This is a genomic window from Arthrobacter sp. A5, from assembly GCF_051131705.1.
Classification (GTDB): Bacteria; Actinomycetota; Actinomycetes; order Actinomycetales; family Micrococcaceae; genus Arthrobacter_M.
Map to the genome: position 1 here is coordinate 1157814 of NZ_CP180316.1, position 16045 is coordinate 1173858.

General features: G+C 66.3%; 18 protein-coding genes. 11 read left to right on the top strand and 7 right to left on the bottom strand.

Annotated features, from left to right (window positions below):
- Positions 1-27 precede the first annotated feature (27 nt).
- The 4 genes from ACLLJI_RS05265 to ACLLJI_RS05280 are packed head-to-tail and all read right to left on the bottom strand — an operon-like array spanning position 28 to position 3282.
- Entirely contained in the window at positions 28-1188 is a 1161-nt protein-coding gene (locus tag ACLLJI_RS05265; protein WP_434618769.1) for a sulfate/molybdate ABC transporter ATP-binding protein, read from the bottom strand.
- Positions 1185-2048 (bottom strand): ABC transporter permease, encoded by an 864-nt coding sequence (locus tag ACLLJI_RS05270; protein WP_434621248.1) that lies wholly within the window; start codon positions 2046-2048, stop codon positions 1185-1187. Before ACLLJI_RS05270 ends, ACLLJI_RS05265 begins: the two co-directional genes overlap by 4 nt.
- The gene (gene modA, locus ACLLJI_RS05275; RefSeq protein ID WP_434618772.1) at positions 2045-2836 is read right to left on the bottom strand and encodes a molybdate ABC transporter substrate-binding protein; all 792 of its coding nucleotides are present in this window, start codon (positions 2834-2836) and stop codon (positions 2045-2047) included. Before modA ends, ACLLJI_RS05270 begins: the two co-directional genes overlap by 4 nt.
- 35 nt (positions 2837-2871) lie before the next feature.
- Entirely contained in the window at positions 2872-3282 is a 411-nt protein-coding gene (locus tag ACLLJI_RS05280) for a TOBE domain-containing protein (RefSeq protein ID WP_434618775.1), read from the bottom strand.
- A 252-nt stretch (positions 3283-3534) separates the two neighbouring features.
- On the opposite strand from ACLLJI_RS05280, the gene ACLLJI_RS05285 reads away from it, so the two are divergent.
- From ACLLJI_RS05285 to ACLLJI_RS05320, 8 genes are all read left to right on the top strand, one after another.
- Positions 3535-4137, top strand: coding sequence for a TIGR03086 family metal-binding protein (locus ACLLJI_RS05285; protein WP_434618778.1), 603 nt, complete (start codon positions 3535-3537; stop codon positions 4135-4137).
- Positions 4138-4269: 132 nt separating this feature from the next.
- Entirely contained in the window at positions 4270-4674 is a 405-nt protein-coding gene (locus ACLLJI_RS05290) for an SRPBCC family protein (protein ID WP_283561137.1), read from the top strand.
- Between the two features lie 163 nt (positions 4675-4837).
- The gene (locus ACLLJI_RS05295) at positions 4838-6175 is read left to right on the top strand and encodes a molybdopterin molybdotransferase MoeA (protein ID WP_434618781.1); all 1338 of its coding nucleotides are present in this window, start codon (positions 4838-4840) and stop codon (positions 6173-6175) included.
- Positions 6172-6675, top strand: coding sequence for a cyclic pyranopterin monophosphate synthase MoaC (moaC, locus tag ACLLJI_RS05300; RefSeq protein WP_434618784.1), 504 nt, complete (start codon positions 6172-6174; stop codon positions 6673-6675). Before ACLLJI_RS05295 ends, moaC begins: the two co-directional genes overlap by 4 nt.
- Entirely contained in the window at positions 6663-7160 is a 498-nt protein-coding gene (locus ACLLJI_RS05305) for a MogA/MoaB family molybdenum cofactor biosynthesis protein (protein ID WP_434621251.1), read from the top strand. The genes moaC and ACLLJI_RS05305 overlap by 13 nt, the downstream gene beginning before the upstream one ends.
- Positions 7150-7617, top strand: a complete 468-nt coding sequence (locus ACLLJI_RS05310; protein ID WP_434618787.1) for a molybdenum cofactor biosynthesis protein MoaE — start codon at positions 7150-7152, stop codon at positions 7615-7617. The genes ACLLJI_RS05305 and ACLLJI_RS05310 overlap by 11 nt, the downstream gene beginning before the upstream one ends.
- A 10-nt stretch (positions 7618-7627) precedes the next feature.
- Positions 7628-8431 (top strand): 4-hydroxy-tetrahydrodipicolinate reductase, encoded by an 804-nt coding sequence (dapB, locus tag ACLLJI_RS05315; protein WP_283561143.1) that lies wholly within the window; start codon positions 7628-7630, stop codon positions 8429-8431.
- Positions 8432-8433: 2 nt separating this feature from the next.
- On the top strand, positions 8434-8883 hold the full coding sequence (locus tag ACLLJI_RS05320) for a hypothetical protein (protein WP_283561144.1): 450 nt from the start codon (positions 8434-8436) through the stop codon (positions 8881-8883).
- Between the two features lie 148 nt (positions 8884-9031).
- Here ACLLJI_RS05320 and ACLLJI_RS05325 read toward each other — a convergent pair whose 3' ends face one another.
- Positions 9032-9472, bottom strand: coding sequence for a hypothetical protein (locus ACLLJI_RS05325; protein ID WP_434618791.1), 441 nt, complete (start codon positions 9470-9472; stop codon positions 9032-9034).
- A gap of 314 nt (positions 9473-9786) precedes the next feature.
- On the opposite strand from ACLLJI_RS05325, the gene ACLLJI_RS05330 reads away from it, so the two are divergent.
- The gene (locus ACLLJI_RS05330; protein WP_434621093.1) at positions 9787-11190 is read left to right on the top strand and encodes an IS1182 family transposase; all 1404 of its coding nucleotides are present in this window, start codon (positions 9787-9789) and stop codon (positions 11188-11190) included.
- Positions 11191-11301: 111 nt separating this feature from the next.
- On the opposite strand, the gene ACLLJI_RS05335 is transcribed toward ACLLJI_RS05330, so the two are convergent.
- Together ACLLJI_RS05335 and ACLLJI_RS05340 are read right to left on the bottom strand one after the other, a co-directional pair.
- Entirely contained in the window at positions 11302-12021 is a 720-nt protein-coding gene (locus tag ACLLJI_RS05335; RefSeq protein ID WP_434618794.1) for a heparan-alpha-glucosaminide N-acetyltransferase domain-containing protein, read from the bottom strand.
- Between the two features lie 448 nt (positions 12022-12469).
- Positions 12470-13153, bottom strand: coding sequence for a hypothetical protein (locus tag ACLLJI_RS05340; protein ID WP_434618797.1), 684 nt, complete (start codon positions 13151-13153; stop codon positions 12470-12472).
- A 117-nt stretch (positions 13154-13270) separates the two neighbouring features.
- On the opposite strand from ACLLJI_RS05340, the gene dapA reads away from it, so the two are divergent.
- Complete coding sequence (dapA, locus tag ACLLJI_RS05345) at positions 13271-14176, top strand: 4-hydroxy-tetrahydrodipicolinate synthase (protein ID WP_434618800.1); 906 nt, start codon at positions 13271-13273, stop codon at positions 14174-14176.
- Between the two features lie 2 nt (positions 14177-14178).
- Positions 14179-15900 carry a ribonuclease J gene (locus ACLLJI_RS05350; RefSeq protein WP_434618803.1) on the top strand — a complete coding sequence of 574 codons (1722 nt, stop codon included), beginning with the start codon at positions 14179-14181 and terminating at the stop codon, positions 15898-15900.
- Positions 15901-16045 lie beyond the last annotated feature (145 nt).

Here is a 16045-nt window from a genome sequence, read left to right on the forward strand (position 1 = left end):
GGCCCGGCACCCGCGGGCTGACCGGCCCTAATGTGCCTTGACCGGGAAAACCTTGGCCGGGAATACACGGACAGCGGCAGACTTGACCACGAAATATGCGACGCTCCCGGCGGTGAGATCAAGCTCCGCGGCGGCGGACAAGGTCACGTCGGCCGCGAGGCCGCCAGCCCGGATCCGGATCTGATCCCCATGTGGTTCCAGATCGCTGATGCTGACCTCAAAGGCGTTGCGCGGGCTGCCGTGGACAGGGTCGCGGAACACCGAGACGTCGGACGGGCGGAAGACGGCGACGCCCGCCTCGCCAAGGACTGCGGCACCGTCGGGCGGCCCGGTGATGCTCATCCCGGAAGCGGTGATGATCCCGTGGCCGGTGACGGTTCCGGTGACCTGATTCAACCCGGCCAGGCCGGCGGCAAAGCGGCTCTGCGGCCGTTCCAGGACACGCCTTGTTGGCCCTTCCTCGACGATTTTTCCGCCCTCGAGCACAACGACCCGATCCGCCAGCACGAGGGCATCCACCACGTCATGGGTGACAATAATGGAGCGCCGGCCAGCGAGTACGCGTTTGAGCAACTTGCGCAGCAACGGCGCCACCGCGATGTCCAGTGCGGCCATCGGCTCGTCCAGAAGTAAGAGGTCCGGCTCCGCTGCGAGGGCGCGGGCGAGGGCGATCCGCTGCGCCTGGCCTCCGGAAAGCTCGCCCGGACGCCGGGACGCCAGCTCCAGAGCTTCCACCTCGACCAGCCAATGCCGTGCAGTCTGCCGGGCGTCGGCCCTGCCGGCCCCTGCCGACCGGGGGCCGAAGGCCACATTTTCAAGCACGCTCAGATGCGGGAAAAGCAGCGGCTCCTGCGCCAGCAGGGCGATTTTCCGGTCGTATGGCGGAACCCATTGCGCTGCCGTGCGCTGGAACGGCGTGGATGGCCCTGCTGCTCCGGCGCTCCGGCCCGCTGCGCCACCACCATGGGGCCTGCCGTCGTCGGCCACGGTTCTGCCGTAGTCGAACAGTACCCGCCCGTCCAGTTCGGCGCGTCCGGAACTGGGCCGGAGCAGGCCCGCGATGACGGCGAGCAGGGTGGATTTACCGGAACCATTGGGGCCCAGGACGGCAACTGTTTCGCCGTCGTCCACGCGCAGGGAAACCTCGAGCGCTCTTGCGGCCACACCGGCCGTGATGGTGAATGTCACGGCTTCATCATGGCCGCGGGCAGACGCGGCGCGGTGCGGCGGAAGGAGATGCCGACCACCGCGACGGCGATGAACACCAGCACCAGCGACAGGGCAACGGCCGTATCGGGATCGGTTTCGCGCTGCAGATAGATCTCCAGCGGAAGGGTGCGGGTGACGCCCTCCAGGCTTCCGGCAAAGGTCAGAGTTGCCCCGAATTCACCGAGACTGCGCGCGAACGACAGCACGGCCCCGGAGACCAGGCCCGGCAGGACCAAGGGGAGTGTGATGCGGCGTAGGACGATCCCCGGTTTGGCTCCCAGCGTCGCCGCGGCGGCTTCATACCGGTGCCCCGCCGTGCGGAGTGAGCCTTCGAGGCTCACGACCAGGAACGGCAGGGCGACAAAAGTCTGCGCCAGGACGACCGCCGTCGTCGAAAAAGCAATCTGTATTCCCAGCACGCTCAGGGACGAACCGATCAGTCCGCGCCGGCCGAACGTGTACAGCAGCGCAATTCCTCCCACCACCGGAGGGAGCACCAGCGGCAGCAGCACCAGCGAACGCAGGAGCCGCTGTCCCGGAAACCGGCTGCGGGCCAGCACCAGCGCCAACGGAACGCCCAGCAGGGCGCACAGTACTGTGCTGGCCGCGGACGTGCGCAGGCTCAGGCCGAGCGCCGCCAGCGAAGGCTCTGACGTCACCAGCGGGATGAACTGCGCCCAGTTGACCCGCGCCGTCATCGCCGCCAGCGGCAGCAGAATAAAGAGCGTGCCGACGGCGGCGACGAGCCAGACCGAGAGCGGAACCGCCGAGTATCCGCCGTCGTAGCCGGCCCGCGCGTGGGGACGGCACCGTCGGGTCCTCGCCCTGTGCCCGGTCAGGGCTTTCCAAAGCCGGCGTCGGCCAGGACTTTCTGCCCCGCCGCACCGGTCACCATGTCAATAAAGGTCTTGGCCAGCTGCCCGTGTATGCTGCCGGCAACGGTGGCGATGGGATAGGTGTTGACGGCGGTGCCGGACTCCGGAAAGCCGATCGCGGTGACTTTTCCGCCGGCCCCCTTCACATCGGTGACGTAAACCAGACCGGCATCGGCCTCCCCGGAGCTCACTTTTCCGAGTACATCCGTGACGGCGGATTCCTCGCTGACCGGCTTCAGGGTGGTGCCCGTTGCCTGTTCGATTTTCGCCGCCGCAGCGCCGCAGGGCACCTGCGGCGCGCAAACGACAACTTTGACGCCGGGGCGGGCCAGATCTGCGAAGCCGGCGATGGACGCGGGGTTCGACGGTGGGACCGCGATGGTCAGGGCATTGCTGGCAAAGTCCAATGAAGCGCCCTCCAGCAGGGAGGCATCGGACAGCCGGGCCATGTTCGTGGTGTCCGCGGAAGCAAAGACATCCGCCGGCGCGCCCTCGGTGATCTGCGTGACCAGATCGGAGGAGCCCGCGAAACTCAGCTGGATTATGGTTCCCGGGTGGTCCTTTTCAAATGTGTTTGCCAGGTCGGTGAACGTCGCCTTCAGCGAAGCGGCGGCAAACACCGTCAGGGTGCCTGAGAGAGTTTCCGTGTCTGCGGTGCCGGCGGCGGGTGAATCCGAGCGGTTACCCGCAGCTGCGGACCCGCAGGCGGCGAGGCCCAGGCAGAGCAGACCGGTGCAGAGCAGTCCGGTCATAACCCTCGCGCAGCCCCGGAGTCGGGGCGGTTGTTTCACAGGGCGGCCTTGCGCTGCGGGGTTTCGACGATCACGTTGGTAGCCTTGACGACGGCGGTCGCCACCGATCCAGGTTCCAACCCCAGCTCCCTGACCGCTTCGCTGCTCATCAGCGAGACCATCCGGTGCGGTCCGCACTGCAGCTCAACCTGGGCCATGACGGTGTCGGTCACAACGTGTATCACCAGCCCCACGAATCTGTTCCTCGCCGAGCTGCTCACCTGCGCCGGATCGTCGGGCAGGACCGACTGCTTCCGGGCCAGCCCGGCCAACTCCAGTCCGTCCACCACGGCCAGCCCGGAATCATCTTTGGCCCCGGAGAGCGTGCCGTTTTCAATCCACCGCCGCACGGTATCATCACTGACGCTCAGAAACCGTGCGGCGTCGGCGATCCGTATTTGCGTCATGACTGCCACGTTATTCCCTCAGAAGCGGATCTGCAACGAGGGGCCATCGCTGGCTTATCGCTGATGCCAGATCAGAGCCGCTGGCTCTGGGCTGCATGGCAGCGCCTTGACCGCGGCCTCGCTGCTTCTGACGGTCGAACCGGCTCTCCTAACGGTCAGCTCAGATTGCCGGGGTTGCGGATTGCAGGGATGGCGGATTGCCGGCAGGAGTAGAATCCAGCCATCACCTTGGACGCGCTGAAAGGAACAGCTATGACGATAGTCTCGGAGGACACCCTGATGTTGCTCGAACGTGCGGTGCTGCAGACCGGCCGCATTGTCTCCGGCGTGGAATCAGGCCAGACATCGCTGCCCACGCCGTGCGGCAACTGGGACGTGGGCCGCCTGCTGCAGCACGTGGTGGGGCAGGATCTGCACAATTTCACCGTTGCGGCCCGCGGGGAAACGCCCGACTGGGCGGAACCGCCGCAGGCTCTGGGGAATGCCTGGTCGGTTGATTACCAGGAGCGCGCACAGCGGCTGCTGAGCACCTGGCGTGAGGCCGACCGGGACGCCGAGGTTGCCGGGCCGGGCGGCCGCCTAGCCCCTTTGATTGACCGCGCTGACCAGCAGATCACCGAATTGAGTGTGCACGCGTGGGATCTTGCCCGGGCTACTGGCCAGGGCAGCCATCTGGATCCGGAGGTGGCCGCGTACGCCCTGGCCTGGGGGCAGCGGATGCTGCAGCCGGCCTTTCGCGGTGCGGACAAGGCCTTCGGCCCGGAGGTTTCGGTGCCCGATGGAGCTCCCGTCCAGGACCGGCTGGCTGGATGGTTCGGACGTGATCCAGCCTGGCAGCCGCCGGCCGCCCGGTAGATCAGATGCAGCCCTGAAACGGTGGCAGCCCTGACACTGCTGAAGCTGCGGATCTGATGAGGCAGCGGATCTGAGGTAGCAGCGGATCTGAGGTAGTAGTGAAACTGAGGCAGGTATGAAATGGAGGCAGCAATGAAACCGGCGTCAAGACACATCTCAACCGCCATCGAACGCCCGGCCGCGGAGGTTTACGCCTACGCCTCGGACCCGATCCACCTGCCGCAGTGGGCCGCCGGGCTCACCGGAAGTCCGGTGGAACGGGTGGACGATCACTGGTTAGCGGATTCACCGATGGGGCAGGTCCGCATCAATTTCACCGGGCAAAATCCCTACGGTGTGCTCGACCACGAGGTCACCCTTCCGTCCGGGGAGACCATTTACAATCCGATGCGCGTGATCGCGGACGGGGGAACGTGTGAGGTGGTCTTCACCATCCGCCGGAGGCCGGGAATGAGCGAGGAGGACTTTGCCCGTGATGTCGAGGCCGTGGCGGCGGATCTTGCCGGGCTCAAACGGGTTGCCGAAACCGGCTATTAGCCGCAACTCAAACGGCTGCGACTTAAACGGCTGCTTTGTCCCGTCCCCGACGGCCCGAACCATGGCAGGGGCGGACGGCAGCCCACATGGGCAAGACCGTTGCGCGCCGAACCACTATGTCTGGCATCATGCCAATGAGGAAGTCATCAGCGGAAGGAATGCCATGCGCAGAACTGTTGCCGAGCATCAGCAGGCGGTGCGTACCCTGTTGGGTGCCGCCTGGGCCGGAAAGTTCGACGACGGCGGGAGGGTGCCACTGATCGAGGCGCTGGGACGTGTGGCGGCCCAGCACGTGGATGCGGGGATCGATTTGCCGCCGTTCGCCAACTCGCAGATGGATGGGTTTGCCGTCAATGCTGCCGATCTCGCCGCGCGGGCCCGGCTGAAGATTGCCGCGGCCATTCCCGCCGGCTCCGTTCCTGCCGCCCTGCAGCGTGGCTTTGCCGCGCCGATCATGACCGGCGCCATGCTACCCGACGGTGCCGACGCCGTCGTCCCGGTGGAACGCGCCGACCCCCCGGTTTTTCCCGCCCCGCCCGTGTCCGCCCCGCCCGTGTCCGCCACGGCCGGCCCGCCGCCCCATCCCACCTCGTCTGGGCCGCGCCCCTATTCCACTACGACCAGCCCGCCGGCCCAGTCCATGGTCACCCTGCCGGCCACCGAAACCGGCACGTTTGTCCGTCATGCCGGCAGCGACATCCGCCGCGGCGGGCGGGTCATCACTGCAGGAACCAGGCTGACCGCCCGCCATCTCGGCGTGGCCGCGGGCTTGGGGCTGACCGAACTGGCAGTGCGGCGCAGGCCCCGCGTGCTGCTGGCGGCCACCGGCGATGAGGTGGTGCTGCCAGGCAGTGTGGGCCGCGGCGGCGGGCTGCCGGCGGGGAAGATCTTCGATGCCAATTCGATGCTGCTGCACGCCTGTCTGCTCGAAGCCGGAGCCGAAGTGGTGACCGCGGGGCTGGTCCCCGATGATCCCCAAACCCTGCTGCGGATCCTCCGCGGACATGTGGCCGGCGGACGGATCGATGCCATCGTGACCACCGGCGGCATCAGTGCCGGCGCCTACGAAGTGGTCAAGCAGGCGCTCAGCGGGGAGGATATTGATTTCCTCTCCGTCGCCATGCAGCCGGGCGGACCGCAGGCGCTGGGCACCTTTGACGGTGTCCCATTTCTGGGTTTTCCCGGGAACCCGGTCAGCGGCGTCGTGTCCTTTGAAATGTTCCTCCGGCCCGCGTTGACGGAGCTCACCGGTTCCCCGCAGCCGCGGCCCAGGGTCACCGCGGTGTTGACCGAGGCGTTGACTTCGCCCGCAGGCAAGCACCAGATCCGTCGGGCGGTCTTTGAACCCGCCGGCGCACCCGCCGGAGCCACCGTGCGGCCGGAGGGGGGACCGTCGTCGCACCTGATCGGCGCGCTCGCGGACTCCAACGCGCTGATCCAGGTCCCGGCGGACGTCACGGCACTCGCCGTGGGCGCAGAAGTGGAAGTATGGCTGTTATGAGTAATCCGCAGATTCCGTCCGTGGCCACGCAGGACGCCGTACTGACCCACCTGCGCGCGGACGGCAGCGCGCAGATGGTGGACGTCTCCGCCAAAGACGAGACCACACGGCAGGCCACCGCGCAGGCCGTGGTGACGACGACGGCGCAGGTCATGGCGCTGCTTGGTGCCGGCGATCTGCCCAAGGGCGACGCGCTGGCCGTGGCCCGCGTGGCCGGAATTATGGCAGCGAAAAAAACGCCGGAGTTGATTCCGCTCTGCCATCCGCTGCCGATCAGTAAGGTCACGGTGGACTTCGTGCTCGCCGCCACCAGCGTGACCGTGCACGCGATGGTCAAGACGCGCTCCGTGACAGGAGTGGAAATGGAGGCGCTGACCGCAGCCGGTGTTGCCGCGTTGAGTGTTTACGACATGATCAAGGCGGTGGACAAGCACGCCGTCATTACGGATATCAAGGTACTTGCGAAAAGCGGGGGCAAGAGCGGGGACTGGACGCTGTGAACGGCGGCCCCCGGCGGACGGCCGGGATCGTCATTGCCTCCACCCGCGCGGCGTCTGGAATCTATCCGGACACCAGCGCACCGGTGATCAGCGGCTGGTTGGCGGAGCAGGGGTTTGAGGTGTTCCAAACGCACGTTGTGCCGGACGGCGAGGATGTCCATGATGCGCTGCAGAGCCTGCTCAACCGGCACCCTGCGGTCATTATCACCAGTGGCGGCACCGGACTGAGCACCGATGATCTGACCCCGGAAATGACGCATCCGCTGTTGGAACGCGAAATTCCCGGGATCATGGAGGCTATCCGTGCGGCCGGGGGGGCGAAAACGCCGACGGCGGCGCTGAGCCGGGGTTACGCTGGAGTGAGCGGGCGGACGTTTGTACTGAATCTGCCCGGCTCCGCCGGTGGCATCCGGGACGGGCTGGCGGTGCTGGCGCCGCTGCTCAGGCATATTTGCGATCAGCTGGAGGGCAGCCATGAGCATTGAGATTCTCGCCGCACAGCTCAGCGCTGAGCCCATTTTCGTTGACGTGGCCGTTGCCGCGGTGGAGGCGCCGGGCTGCGGAGCCGTGGTCAGCTTCAGCGGCGTGGTGCGCAATCACGACGGCGGCAAGGACGTACTGGAACTGGGCTACTCGGCGCATCCCAGCGCCGAACGCGTGCTTGCCGAGGTGGTGGACGGCGTCCTGCGGGCGCATGGGTCCGAGCTCGACGCTGGCGGGTCCAACATCCGGATCTGGGCAGCGCACCGGATTGGGCCGTTGCGGATCGGCGATGCCGCGCTGGTCTGCGCCGTCGCCACCGCGCACCGGCAGTTGGCCTTTAGCATCTGCGCCGCACTGGTGGATCGGATTAAGGATGAGGTGCCGATCTGGAAGGAGCAGTTCTTCGCGGACGGTTCGGTGGAATGGGTAGGTGCAGGATCCTCAGCCGCGCCCCGGTAAACTTGGCAGCATGAATGAACAGGCGACTGGGCGCAGAACCCACAGCGACGAGCCGGCCGCGGGAACGGTGCGGGTGGCCGTGCTGGGGGCCTGCGGCCGGATGGGCCGCGAGGCTGTCATGGCGGTGACGGACGCGCCGGACCTGGAACTGGTTGCCTCGTTGGGCCGCAATGATCCGCTCGATTCGCTGGTGTCCGCCGGGGCGCAGATCATCATCGATCTGAGCGTTCCGGACGCCACCGAGACGAACGTCAGGTTCGCCGTCGAACACGGCATGCACGCCGTCGTCGGAACCACAGGCTGGACGGATGAAAAGCTGGGCGCGCTGCGCCCGCTGCTGGCCGAACACCCGCAGATCGGAGTGCTGATCGCGCCGAACTTCGCCGTCGGTTCCGTGCTGGCGAGCAGCTTTGCGGCCAGGGCGGCCAAGTATTTTGACTCGGTGGAAATCATCGAGCTGCACCATCCACGCAAGGTCGACGCACCGTCCGGGACGGCCGTCCGCACGGCGCAGCTGATCGCCGCCGCCCGGGCCGAGGCCGGGGTGGCGCCGGCACCGGACGCGACGCAGACCCAGCTCGACGGCGCGCGCGGAGCCAGCGTGGAGGGTATCCCGGTGCACAGCGTGCGGCTGGCGGGCCTCACGGCGCACCAGGAGGTGCTCCTTGGACGCTTCGGTGAGCAGCTGACCATCAGGCATGATTCGTTCAATCAGGCCTCGTTCATGCCGGGCGTGCTGATCGGCGTCCGGACGGTGGCATCTCGTCCGGGGCTTACGGTCGGACTCGACGGCTATCTGAATCTGGAGGCCTAAACGTGTCGAAAACCAAAATCTGGGTGGGCCTGATTTGCCTGCTGCTGGTCTTTTACCTGGTGGTGACGGTTCAGCGGGCCTTCCTGCTGCTGGCAGACCCGGACCTGACCTCCAAGGGCCTCGGTGCGGCGTACCTGGTGTTGCCCGTTGTGGGAGCCTGGGCCCTGATCCGTGAGCTGATGTTTGGGTCGCGGATGGAGCGGATGGCCAAAATTCTGGAGTCCGAGGGCGGACTTCCGGTGGACGAGCTGCCGCGGACCCCGGGCGGACGCATCGTCCGGGCGGCGGCCGACACTGAGTTTGAAAAGTACCGCCTCGAAGCGGAAGCGGCTCCGGGCGACTGGCGTTCCTGGTTCCGGCTGTCCTGCGCATATGATGCGTCCGGAGACAGGACACGCGCGCGGAAGACAATGCGGGACGCCATCAGCATATTCCGCAGCGCCGCGGCCTGACCCCGGCCCCGCGGCCTGACCCCGGCCCGCGGCCCGGCCAACAGACCTCCGGTCCGGACCCTCCCGCCACACCCCAGCCCCGTCCCTCCCGCCGCACACTCTGAGGCCGCAAGGGCTGAGGCGGGAAGGTAACGGGGAAGGGGCTGCCCTACCGGGCCTTGGCACGGATGGGATCACGTCCGGAGCGGCTCCTGCCCGCGGCCAGCGCGGCTGCCGCGTGGGCCGTGAGTTCCAGCGGCCCGCGCCATTGCAGCAGGGCAAAGACAGTACCGGTCAGCAGCACTGCCACGGCCTGCGCGCCGAACAGCTGCTCCGTGGTCCATCCGGGCGGCCGGCCAGTGGTGGGCCACAGCTCCAGCAGCCGGCTGAGCGTCAAGACATGGGCACAGTACAACGTCAAGGTCATGGCCCCGGCGCCGGACAGCGGCAGCAGGATGCGCGGGTGAAGTCGCGTCAGCAGCAGGCAGAGCCCGACGACGGCGGCCGCCACGGCGCTGGTCTGGATCAGATCCAGTGTGGTGCCGGAGTGCGGGGCTGCCGTGGCCAGCCACCACCAGGAACCGCTCTGGTCCACCCAGGCAAGATCCACCTGCAACAGGCTGCGCAACGGCCCGCGCGCAGCCGCGGGGGTCTGCAGCAGGGCGTCCAGACCGCCCAGATAGTCAAGGAAAAAAGAACCAATGTTCCGGGCCGCGAAGGCGACCAGGGCGCCGGCAGCTAGGTGCGTGGGTCAGTAGTCCGTCCTAGTTTTAAAACGCCGGTGAATTATTTAAAACGCCGGCGGATTAGCCGGGCTGCCGGATGTGGGGCTGGGAGAATTGGGGTATGGATGCCGGTTCCCAGGATGGTTTGTTCGCCGAGTCGCTCGTGGGGCCCCTCGTGCCTCCGGCCGTTGATGAGCCGATGGATGCCAACGGCGGGGCCAGGAAGCGGTTCCGGGGGTTTGAACCCGAGGCGGTGATGCTGGTCCCGCCGTCACTGGATGAGTGGCTGCCGCAAAACCATCTGGCCCGGTTCATTGCCGAAATGGTGGACACGGAGCTGGACCTGGCCCGCTTCTACAAGTCCTATGCGAAGGCCAAGGGCCAGCCGCCGTATGATCCGCGCCTGATGCTGCGCATCGTCCTGTACGGATATTGTGTCGGGGTCCGCTCCTCGCGGGAGTTGGAGCGGGCATGTACGGATGTGGTCGCGTTCCGGTGGCTGGCCGCGCAGCAGGCCCCTGATTTCCGCTCGATCGCCCGTTTCCGCGAACGCCACCTCGCGGCCCTGGCGAACGTGTTCCTCCAGGCCCTGGAACTGTGCCGGGCCGCGGGTATGGTCTCCCTGGGCAGGGTGGCCCTGGACGGGACGAAGGTGCGGGCCAACGCGTCCCGGCACAAGGCCATGAGCTATGCCCGGTTGAGCGCGAAGCAGAAGGTCCTGGCCGATGAGATCAGCGACCTGATGGAAGAGGCGAAGACCGTCGACGCGGCCGAGGACGCCCGCTTCGGGCCGGGCACTCGCGGGGACGAACTCCCCGCGGAGCTGGCGAACAGGCGGGCCCGGGCCGCGGCGATGGCCACGGCCCGTGCCTCACTGGAGGAAGAAGCCGCTGCCAAGGCCCGCCAGCTCGCGGAAGAGAAGGCCCGGTCCCGCGGCGATGATGACGAGGACATCACCGCTGCCGGCGACACTGCCGCTGCGAAGGCCGAGCCGAAGCCCACGGCGCAACGGAACTTCACGGACCCGGACGCGCGGATCATGAAAACCGCGGATGGTTCATACCATTACTGCTACAACGGCCAGGCCGTCGTGGATGCTGACCACCAGGTAATTGTTGCCACCAGATTGAACAACGTGGCCGTGGATGTGCAGCAGCTGGCCCCCATGATCGAACACACGGCTGTCTCTGTAGGTGCAATGCCCACGACGTGGAGTGCCGACGCCGGGTATTGCTCGGCAGCCAACCTCGAGCACGTCAAAGACGTTGAAACGGCTCATTCAACCGAGTTCTTCATCTCCACCCGACGCATGAAACACGGTACGCCGATTCCCGAGTCGCCCCGGGGCAGGATCCCGGCCAACGCGAGCCTGGCAGAACGGATGGGACGGAAACTCAAAACCAAGAAGGGCAAGAAAATTTATGCCCGGCGCAAAGCGATCGTTGAACCGGTCTTCGGCCAGATCAAGACCCGGCAGGGCAAAAACGTGCTCCTGCGCGGCATGGAGAAGGCAGCGCGTGAGTGGGAGTTGCTGGCAGGGTGCCACAACCTAATGAAGCTCTTCAGCCACCGCACCCGGGCGGCCTCCCTGGCGCGGATGTAGAACGGGGGCCGGCAACGGGGCAGCCCCGGGACGCCAACGGCGGCTCTTCACACCTCGCTGAACGATCCCTCGGGGCGGGGGCGCCTCCTTCAAAGGAAATTATTACCGGCATCAGGATTCATCGGCTGCCACGCCGCCGAACATCAAACGGCTAAAACCACTACCGACCCATGCACCTAGGAGGGCCAGTTGGACGCCTGCGCGGTGCAGCGCCAGCCGGCCCAGGACCAGCCCCACCAGAAGATAGCTGATCCATTGAAGCACCGGGTAGTACCCGGTGACGAAAATATCGGCGAGCAGGAGCCCGGGCTGCTGCAGCGAATCCCAGCTGGCGCTGCCGCCAGCCAGCCGGCCGAGCCCGTGCGGCGCCAGATGCTCTGCCAGCAGCGGGCGCAGCAGATAACCGGCAACGGGGGAGAGGAGAATCCAGCCACCTGCCCACGCGGCCAACGCGGGCAGCCGCAGGCCCAAAAACGGCAGGATGCACAGGAACAGCGCGGCATACTGCACCAGAATGACGGCAACGTTGACGTGCACCATCCCGAGCGTCAGGCCGGCGGCGAGCAACACCAGCGCCCGGGCGCTCACGGAGCGCTGACCGGCACGAAGAGTCCTGCCCTGACGCGGTGTTTGCTTTCCGGTGGAAAGCGCCAGTCCGATCCCCGCCAGCACGGCAAAGAGCGCGGCCGCCCGCCCGGAAACGAGCAGCCCCACCGGGGTTGGCTCAGCGCCGGCACCCATCAGCGGGAGGATATGCGTGGCCACCATACCCAGCAGGGCAATTCCTCTGGCGGCGTCGATCCCGGGAAGCCGCTGGGCAAGTGCTGGCATCCTCTGATCGTCTCACCTCCGGCCGAAAAGCGGTGACTGCGGTACGTCTATTTATCTGACTAAAGCAGGTAACATTTCCGGGGGGTTGGGCGGGCGTTCCACCCGTCAGATCTCGGACCTCCTCAACACATTGGCGCCGGGCCAACGCAGGGAGGTCGTCGCTGCCATCGCTGAAGTGGATGGAAAACGTGCGGGCTGCATCTTTTGTGTGCGGGAAAATGCCGCAACGGCGAAACTCCGCATCCTGCTCGTTGACCCGGAAACCAGAGGCCTGGGCGTCGGCCGGGACCTTACCGGCCAATTTTGGTCACTTCCACTGAAACGGCAATGAGCAGGACCAACGCCTAATTTTCATACTGGTCCAGGCCGGTGGCGGCCCAGCTCACTGTGAAAGGCATCGAGCGGAGGGCAGGGTCCGCGGGGAGGGCCCACCGGCAGTTCGGCCGAGTTAATCCGGGCCACCGCCAGCGCCCTCCGGGCTGTCGACCCCGCGGTCAGCGCCAACGCGGTCACCGGCCAGGCCCGGGCGGTCGAGAGCCTCCAGCAGGGCCGGCAGCAGCGCCTTCGCCGAGCGCCGGTAGCCCAGGTTGGAGGGATGGAAACGGTCTTCGGCAAACATCTCTTGCGGCCGGGCCAAGAACCTCGGCCGGACCACTCGTCCGAGCAATACCGGACGTCCGCCTGCGGCCGATACTCCCTTGGCCTGGGCCGCCGCCAACCGGCGCGAGGCGCGTCCGCCGAAACTGCGCAGCGGCTGCGGTATCGCCGGGAGCGTGCCCAAATCGGGGCAGGTTCCGACGACGACCTCCGCCCCCATCGCGCGCAGCCGGTGCACCGTGTCCTTAAACGGGTTGCCGAGTTTTTTGCGGTAGGTCTTATCCGCCATCGGCGCGACATCGCCCAGCGGGCTTCCCATGGTGCGGCGGGCGATCAGGCCCTCTACCCGGGACAGGAAGGCGACGGCAGCCACCGAAACCGCCGCCCCCGCGGCGCCCAGCACGGTGACCGTGGCAAACCGCCGGAACTGCTCGGCCGCCCGTCCGGCGTCCCGGAGCCGGCTGTTCGTCAGGGAGTTCGCTGCCTTTGCCTGCAGCGATCGATGCCGTGCAACGAGTCCCGGAGTCTGGTCCACGGTCTCAGTGTAGGCTTACAGACCGGTTTGCGCCGTCGTCGTCACAAATAGCCCGCCGCGGACCCCTGTGGAGGGACCGTTGCTCCAAACCGTGCGCAAGCGGGTAACGTTTTAGCCATGGCTGAGTCTGACATGCACAAATATCCCTTCGGCACGCTGGTAACCGCGATGGTTACCCCCTTTACCGCGGACGGCGACGTGGACTTCGATCAAACCGCAAAACTGGCCAATAGGCTGGTCGACGACGGGTGTGACGGACTGGTGGTGACCGGGACAACCGGCGAGACGTCTACGTTGACGGATGAGGAAAACCTCGGCATGTTCGAGATCGTCGTGGGCGCCGTCGGCGGCCGTGCCAAGGTGATCGCCGGGACCGGCACCAACGATACGCGTCACTCGATCAGCCTTTCCCAGCGTGCGGCCGCGTTGGGGGTGGACGGTCTTCTGCTGGTCACGCCCTATTACAACAAGCCCAGTCAGGCCGGAATTCAGGCGCATTTCGAGGCCGTGGCGGACTCGACGGACCTTCCGGTGATGCTGTACGACATTCCCGGCCGCAGCGGCGTCCCCATTGCCACGGAAACCCTGATCCGGCTGGCGGACCACCCGCGGATCCTCGCGCTCAAGGACGCCAAGGCCGATTTTTCCGCCGCCACCCGGGTCCTGGCCAACACGGATCTTCACGTTTACTCGGGCGACGACGGACTGACCCTGCCGTGGATGGCCGCCGGCGCCGTCGGACTGGTCAGCGTCTCCGCACACGTTGCCACGAAAAAGTTCCGTGCCCTGGTCGACGCCGCGCTTGCCGGCGATTTCGCCACGGCCCGCGCCGTGCATTTTGAGCTGGATCCGGTGATCCGTGCCGTGATGACCCATGTCCAGGGTGCCGTCTCGACCAAGCAGATTCTTAAGTGGCAGGGTGTCCTGTCCAGTTCGGTGGTCCGACTTCCCCTGGTGGAGCCCGGCCAGGCAGAGATCGACGCCATCAAGGCCGACCTCGCGGAAGCTGGAATGGACTTCTGACATTGACTCCAACGGCATCGAGTTCTGCGGCATCGGCTCAAACAGCATTTCCTGGGCTGAGGACGCCGCCGGACCTTCCTGCCGCTACGCTGCGGATTGTGCCGCTGGGCGGGTTGGGGGAGATCGGCCGCAATATGGCCGTCTTCGAAATCGCCGGAAAACTGCTCATCGTCGACTGCGGCGTGCTGTTCCCGGAGGAGACCCAGCCGGGCGTGGATCTGATTCTGCCGGACTTCTCCTACATCGAGAACAGGCTCGAAGACGTCGTCGCCATTGTCCTGACGCACGGGCACGAGGATCACATCGGTGCGGTCCCGTACTTGCTGCGGCTGCGCGAGGACATTCCCGTCGTTGGGTCCCAGCTCACGCTGGCGCTGATCGAGGCAAAACTGCAGGAACACCGGATCAAGCCGTACACACTGACAGTTGCCGAGGGCGGCGTTGAGCGTTTCGGTCCCTTCGAGTGTGAATTCGTTGCTGTGAATCACTCCATTCCGGATGCACTTGCCGTTTTTATCCGCACCGCGGGTGGGAATGTGCTGCATACCGGAGATTTCAAGATGGACCAACTGCCGCTGGATGGCCGAATCACCGATCTGCGCCACTTTGCCCGACTCGGCGAAGAGGGCATCGACCTGTTGATGTCCGACTCCACCAACGCTGACGTTCCCGGTTTCACAACCGGGGAGCTGGAGATCGGGCCCACCCTGGACCGGTTGTTCGGCCAGGCCCAAAAGCGCATCATCGTGGCCAGCTTCTCCTCCCATGTGCACCGCGTCCAGCAGGTCCTCGATGCTGCCGTGTTGCACGGGCGCAAGGTAGCCTTCGTAGGCCGCTCGATGGTCCGCAACATGGCGATCGCCGCGAAACTGGACTATCTCCACGTTCCCGAGAACGTCGTCGTCGATCTGAAGAACATCGGCAACCTGCCGGACAATAAGGTGGTGCTGATGTCCACCGGGTCCCAGGGTGAGCCGATGGCGGCCCTGTCCCGGATGGCCAGCGGCGACCATAAGATCGTTGTCGGGAAGGGCGACACGGTGATCCTGGCCTCCTCGCTGATTCCTGGAAACGAGAACGCAGTCTTCCGCGTGATCAACGGTCTGCTCAAGCTCGGTGCCGAGGTAATCCATAAGGGCACCGCTAAGGTCCACGTATCCGGCCACGCGGCCGCCGGCGAGCTGCTCTACTGCTACAACATCCTGCGGCCACGGAACGTCATGCCGGTGCACGGGGAAACCCGGCATCTCATCGCCAACGGCAAGCTGGCCGAGGCAACGGGTGTCCCGGCCGGGAATATCCTGCTGGCCGACGACGGCACCGTGTTGGATCTGCGCGGCGGCGAGGCCAAGATCGTCGGGCAGGTGGAGTGCGGCTTCGTCTACGTTGACGGGTCCAGCGTCGGCGAGGTCACCGACGCCGATCTGAAGGACCGCCGGATACTGGGCGAGGAGGGCTTCATCTCGATCGTTGTGGTGGTCAACCGCACCACCGGCAAGATTGTCTCGGGGCCGGAGATCCATGCCCGCGGTGTAGCGGAGGACGATTCCGTCTTCGATGAGATTAAGCCGCGGATCGAGCAGGGCCTGGAAGAGGCTGTGACGGCCAGCAAGGACCACACTACCTATCAGCTCCAGCAGGTGATGCGCCGGATCGTCGGTTCCTGGGTCAACCGCCGGCTCCGCCGCAAGCCGATGATCATCCCGGTGGTTCTCGAGGCGTAGGAGCCCAAGTCCACAAATGCCAGTGATCCCCACTTATGGGGCGGGAATTTCGGCCTCGTGAGCGGGGATCGCTGGCGTTTGTGCGTTCCGGCCCCTTCGCGGCATGGAAGGCACCGGTCCCGGGCCCCGCGAAATCCCCGGAATT

Bases quoted from the DNA above. Each gene is read 5' to 3' on its own strand.
- modA (WP_434618772.1), bottom strand. From the start codon at position 2,836: ATGACCGGACTGCTCTGCACCGGTCTGCTCTGCCTGGGCCTCGCCGCC.
- ACLLJI_RS05280 (WP_434618775.1), bottom strand. From the start codon at position 3,282: ATGACGCAAATACGGATCGCCGACGCCGCACGGTTTCTGAGCGTCAGT.
- ACLLJI_RS05285 (WP_434618778.1), top strand. From the start codon at position 3,535: ATGACGATAGTCTCGGAGGACACCCTGATGTTGCTCGAACGTGCGGTG.
- ACLLJI_RS05290 (WP_283561137.1), top strand. From the start codon at position 4,270: ATGAAACCGGCGTCAAGACACATCTCAACCGCCATCGAACGCCCGGCC.
- ACLLJI_RS05295 (WP_434618781.1), top strand. From the start codon at position 4,838: ATGCGCAGAACTGTTGCCGAGCATCAGCAGGCGGTGCGTACCCTGTTG.
- moaC (WP_434618784.1), top strand. From the start codon at position 6,172: ATGAGTAATCCGCAGATTCCGTCCGTGGCCACGCAGGACGCCGTACTG.
- ACLLJI_RS05310 (WP_434618787.1), top strand. From the start codon at position 7,150: ATGAGCATTGAGATTCTCGCCGCACAGCTCAGCGCTGAGCCCATTTTC.
- dapB (WP_283561143.1), top strand. From the start codon at position 7,628: ATGAATGAACAGGCGACTGGGCGCAGAACCCACAGCGACGAGCCGGCC.
- ACLLJI_RS05330 (WP_434621093.1), top strand. From the start codon at position 9,787: ATGGATGCCAACGGCGGGGCCAGGAAGCGGTTCCGGGGGTTTGAACCC.
- ACLLJI_RS05335 (WP_434618794.1), bottom strand. From the start codon at position 12,021: ATGCCAGCACTTGCCCAGCGGCTTCCCGGGATCGACGCCGCCAGAGGA.
- dapA (WP_434618800.1), top strand. From the start codon at position 13,271: ATGGCTGAGTCTGACATGCACAAATATCCCTTCGGCACGCTGGTAACC.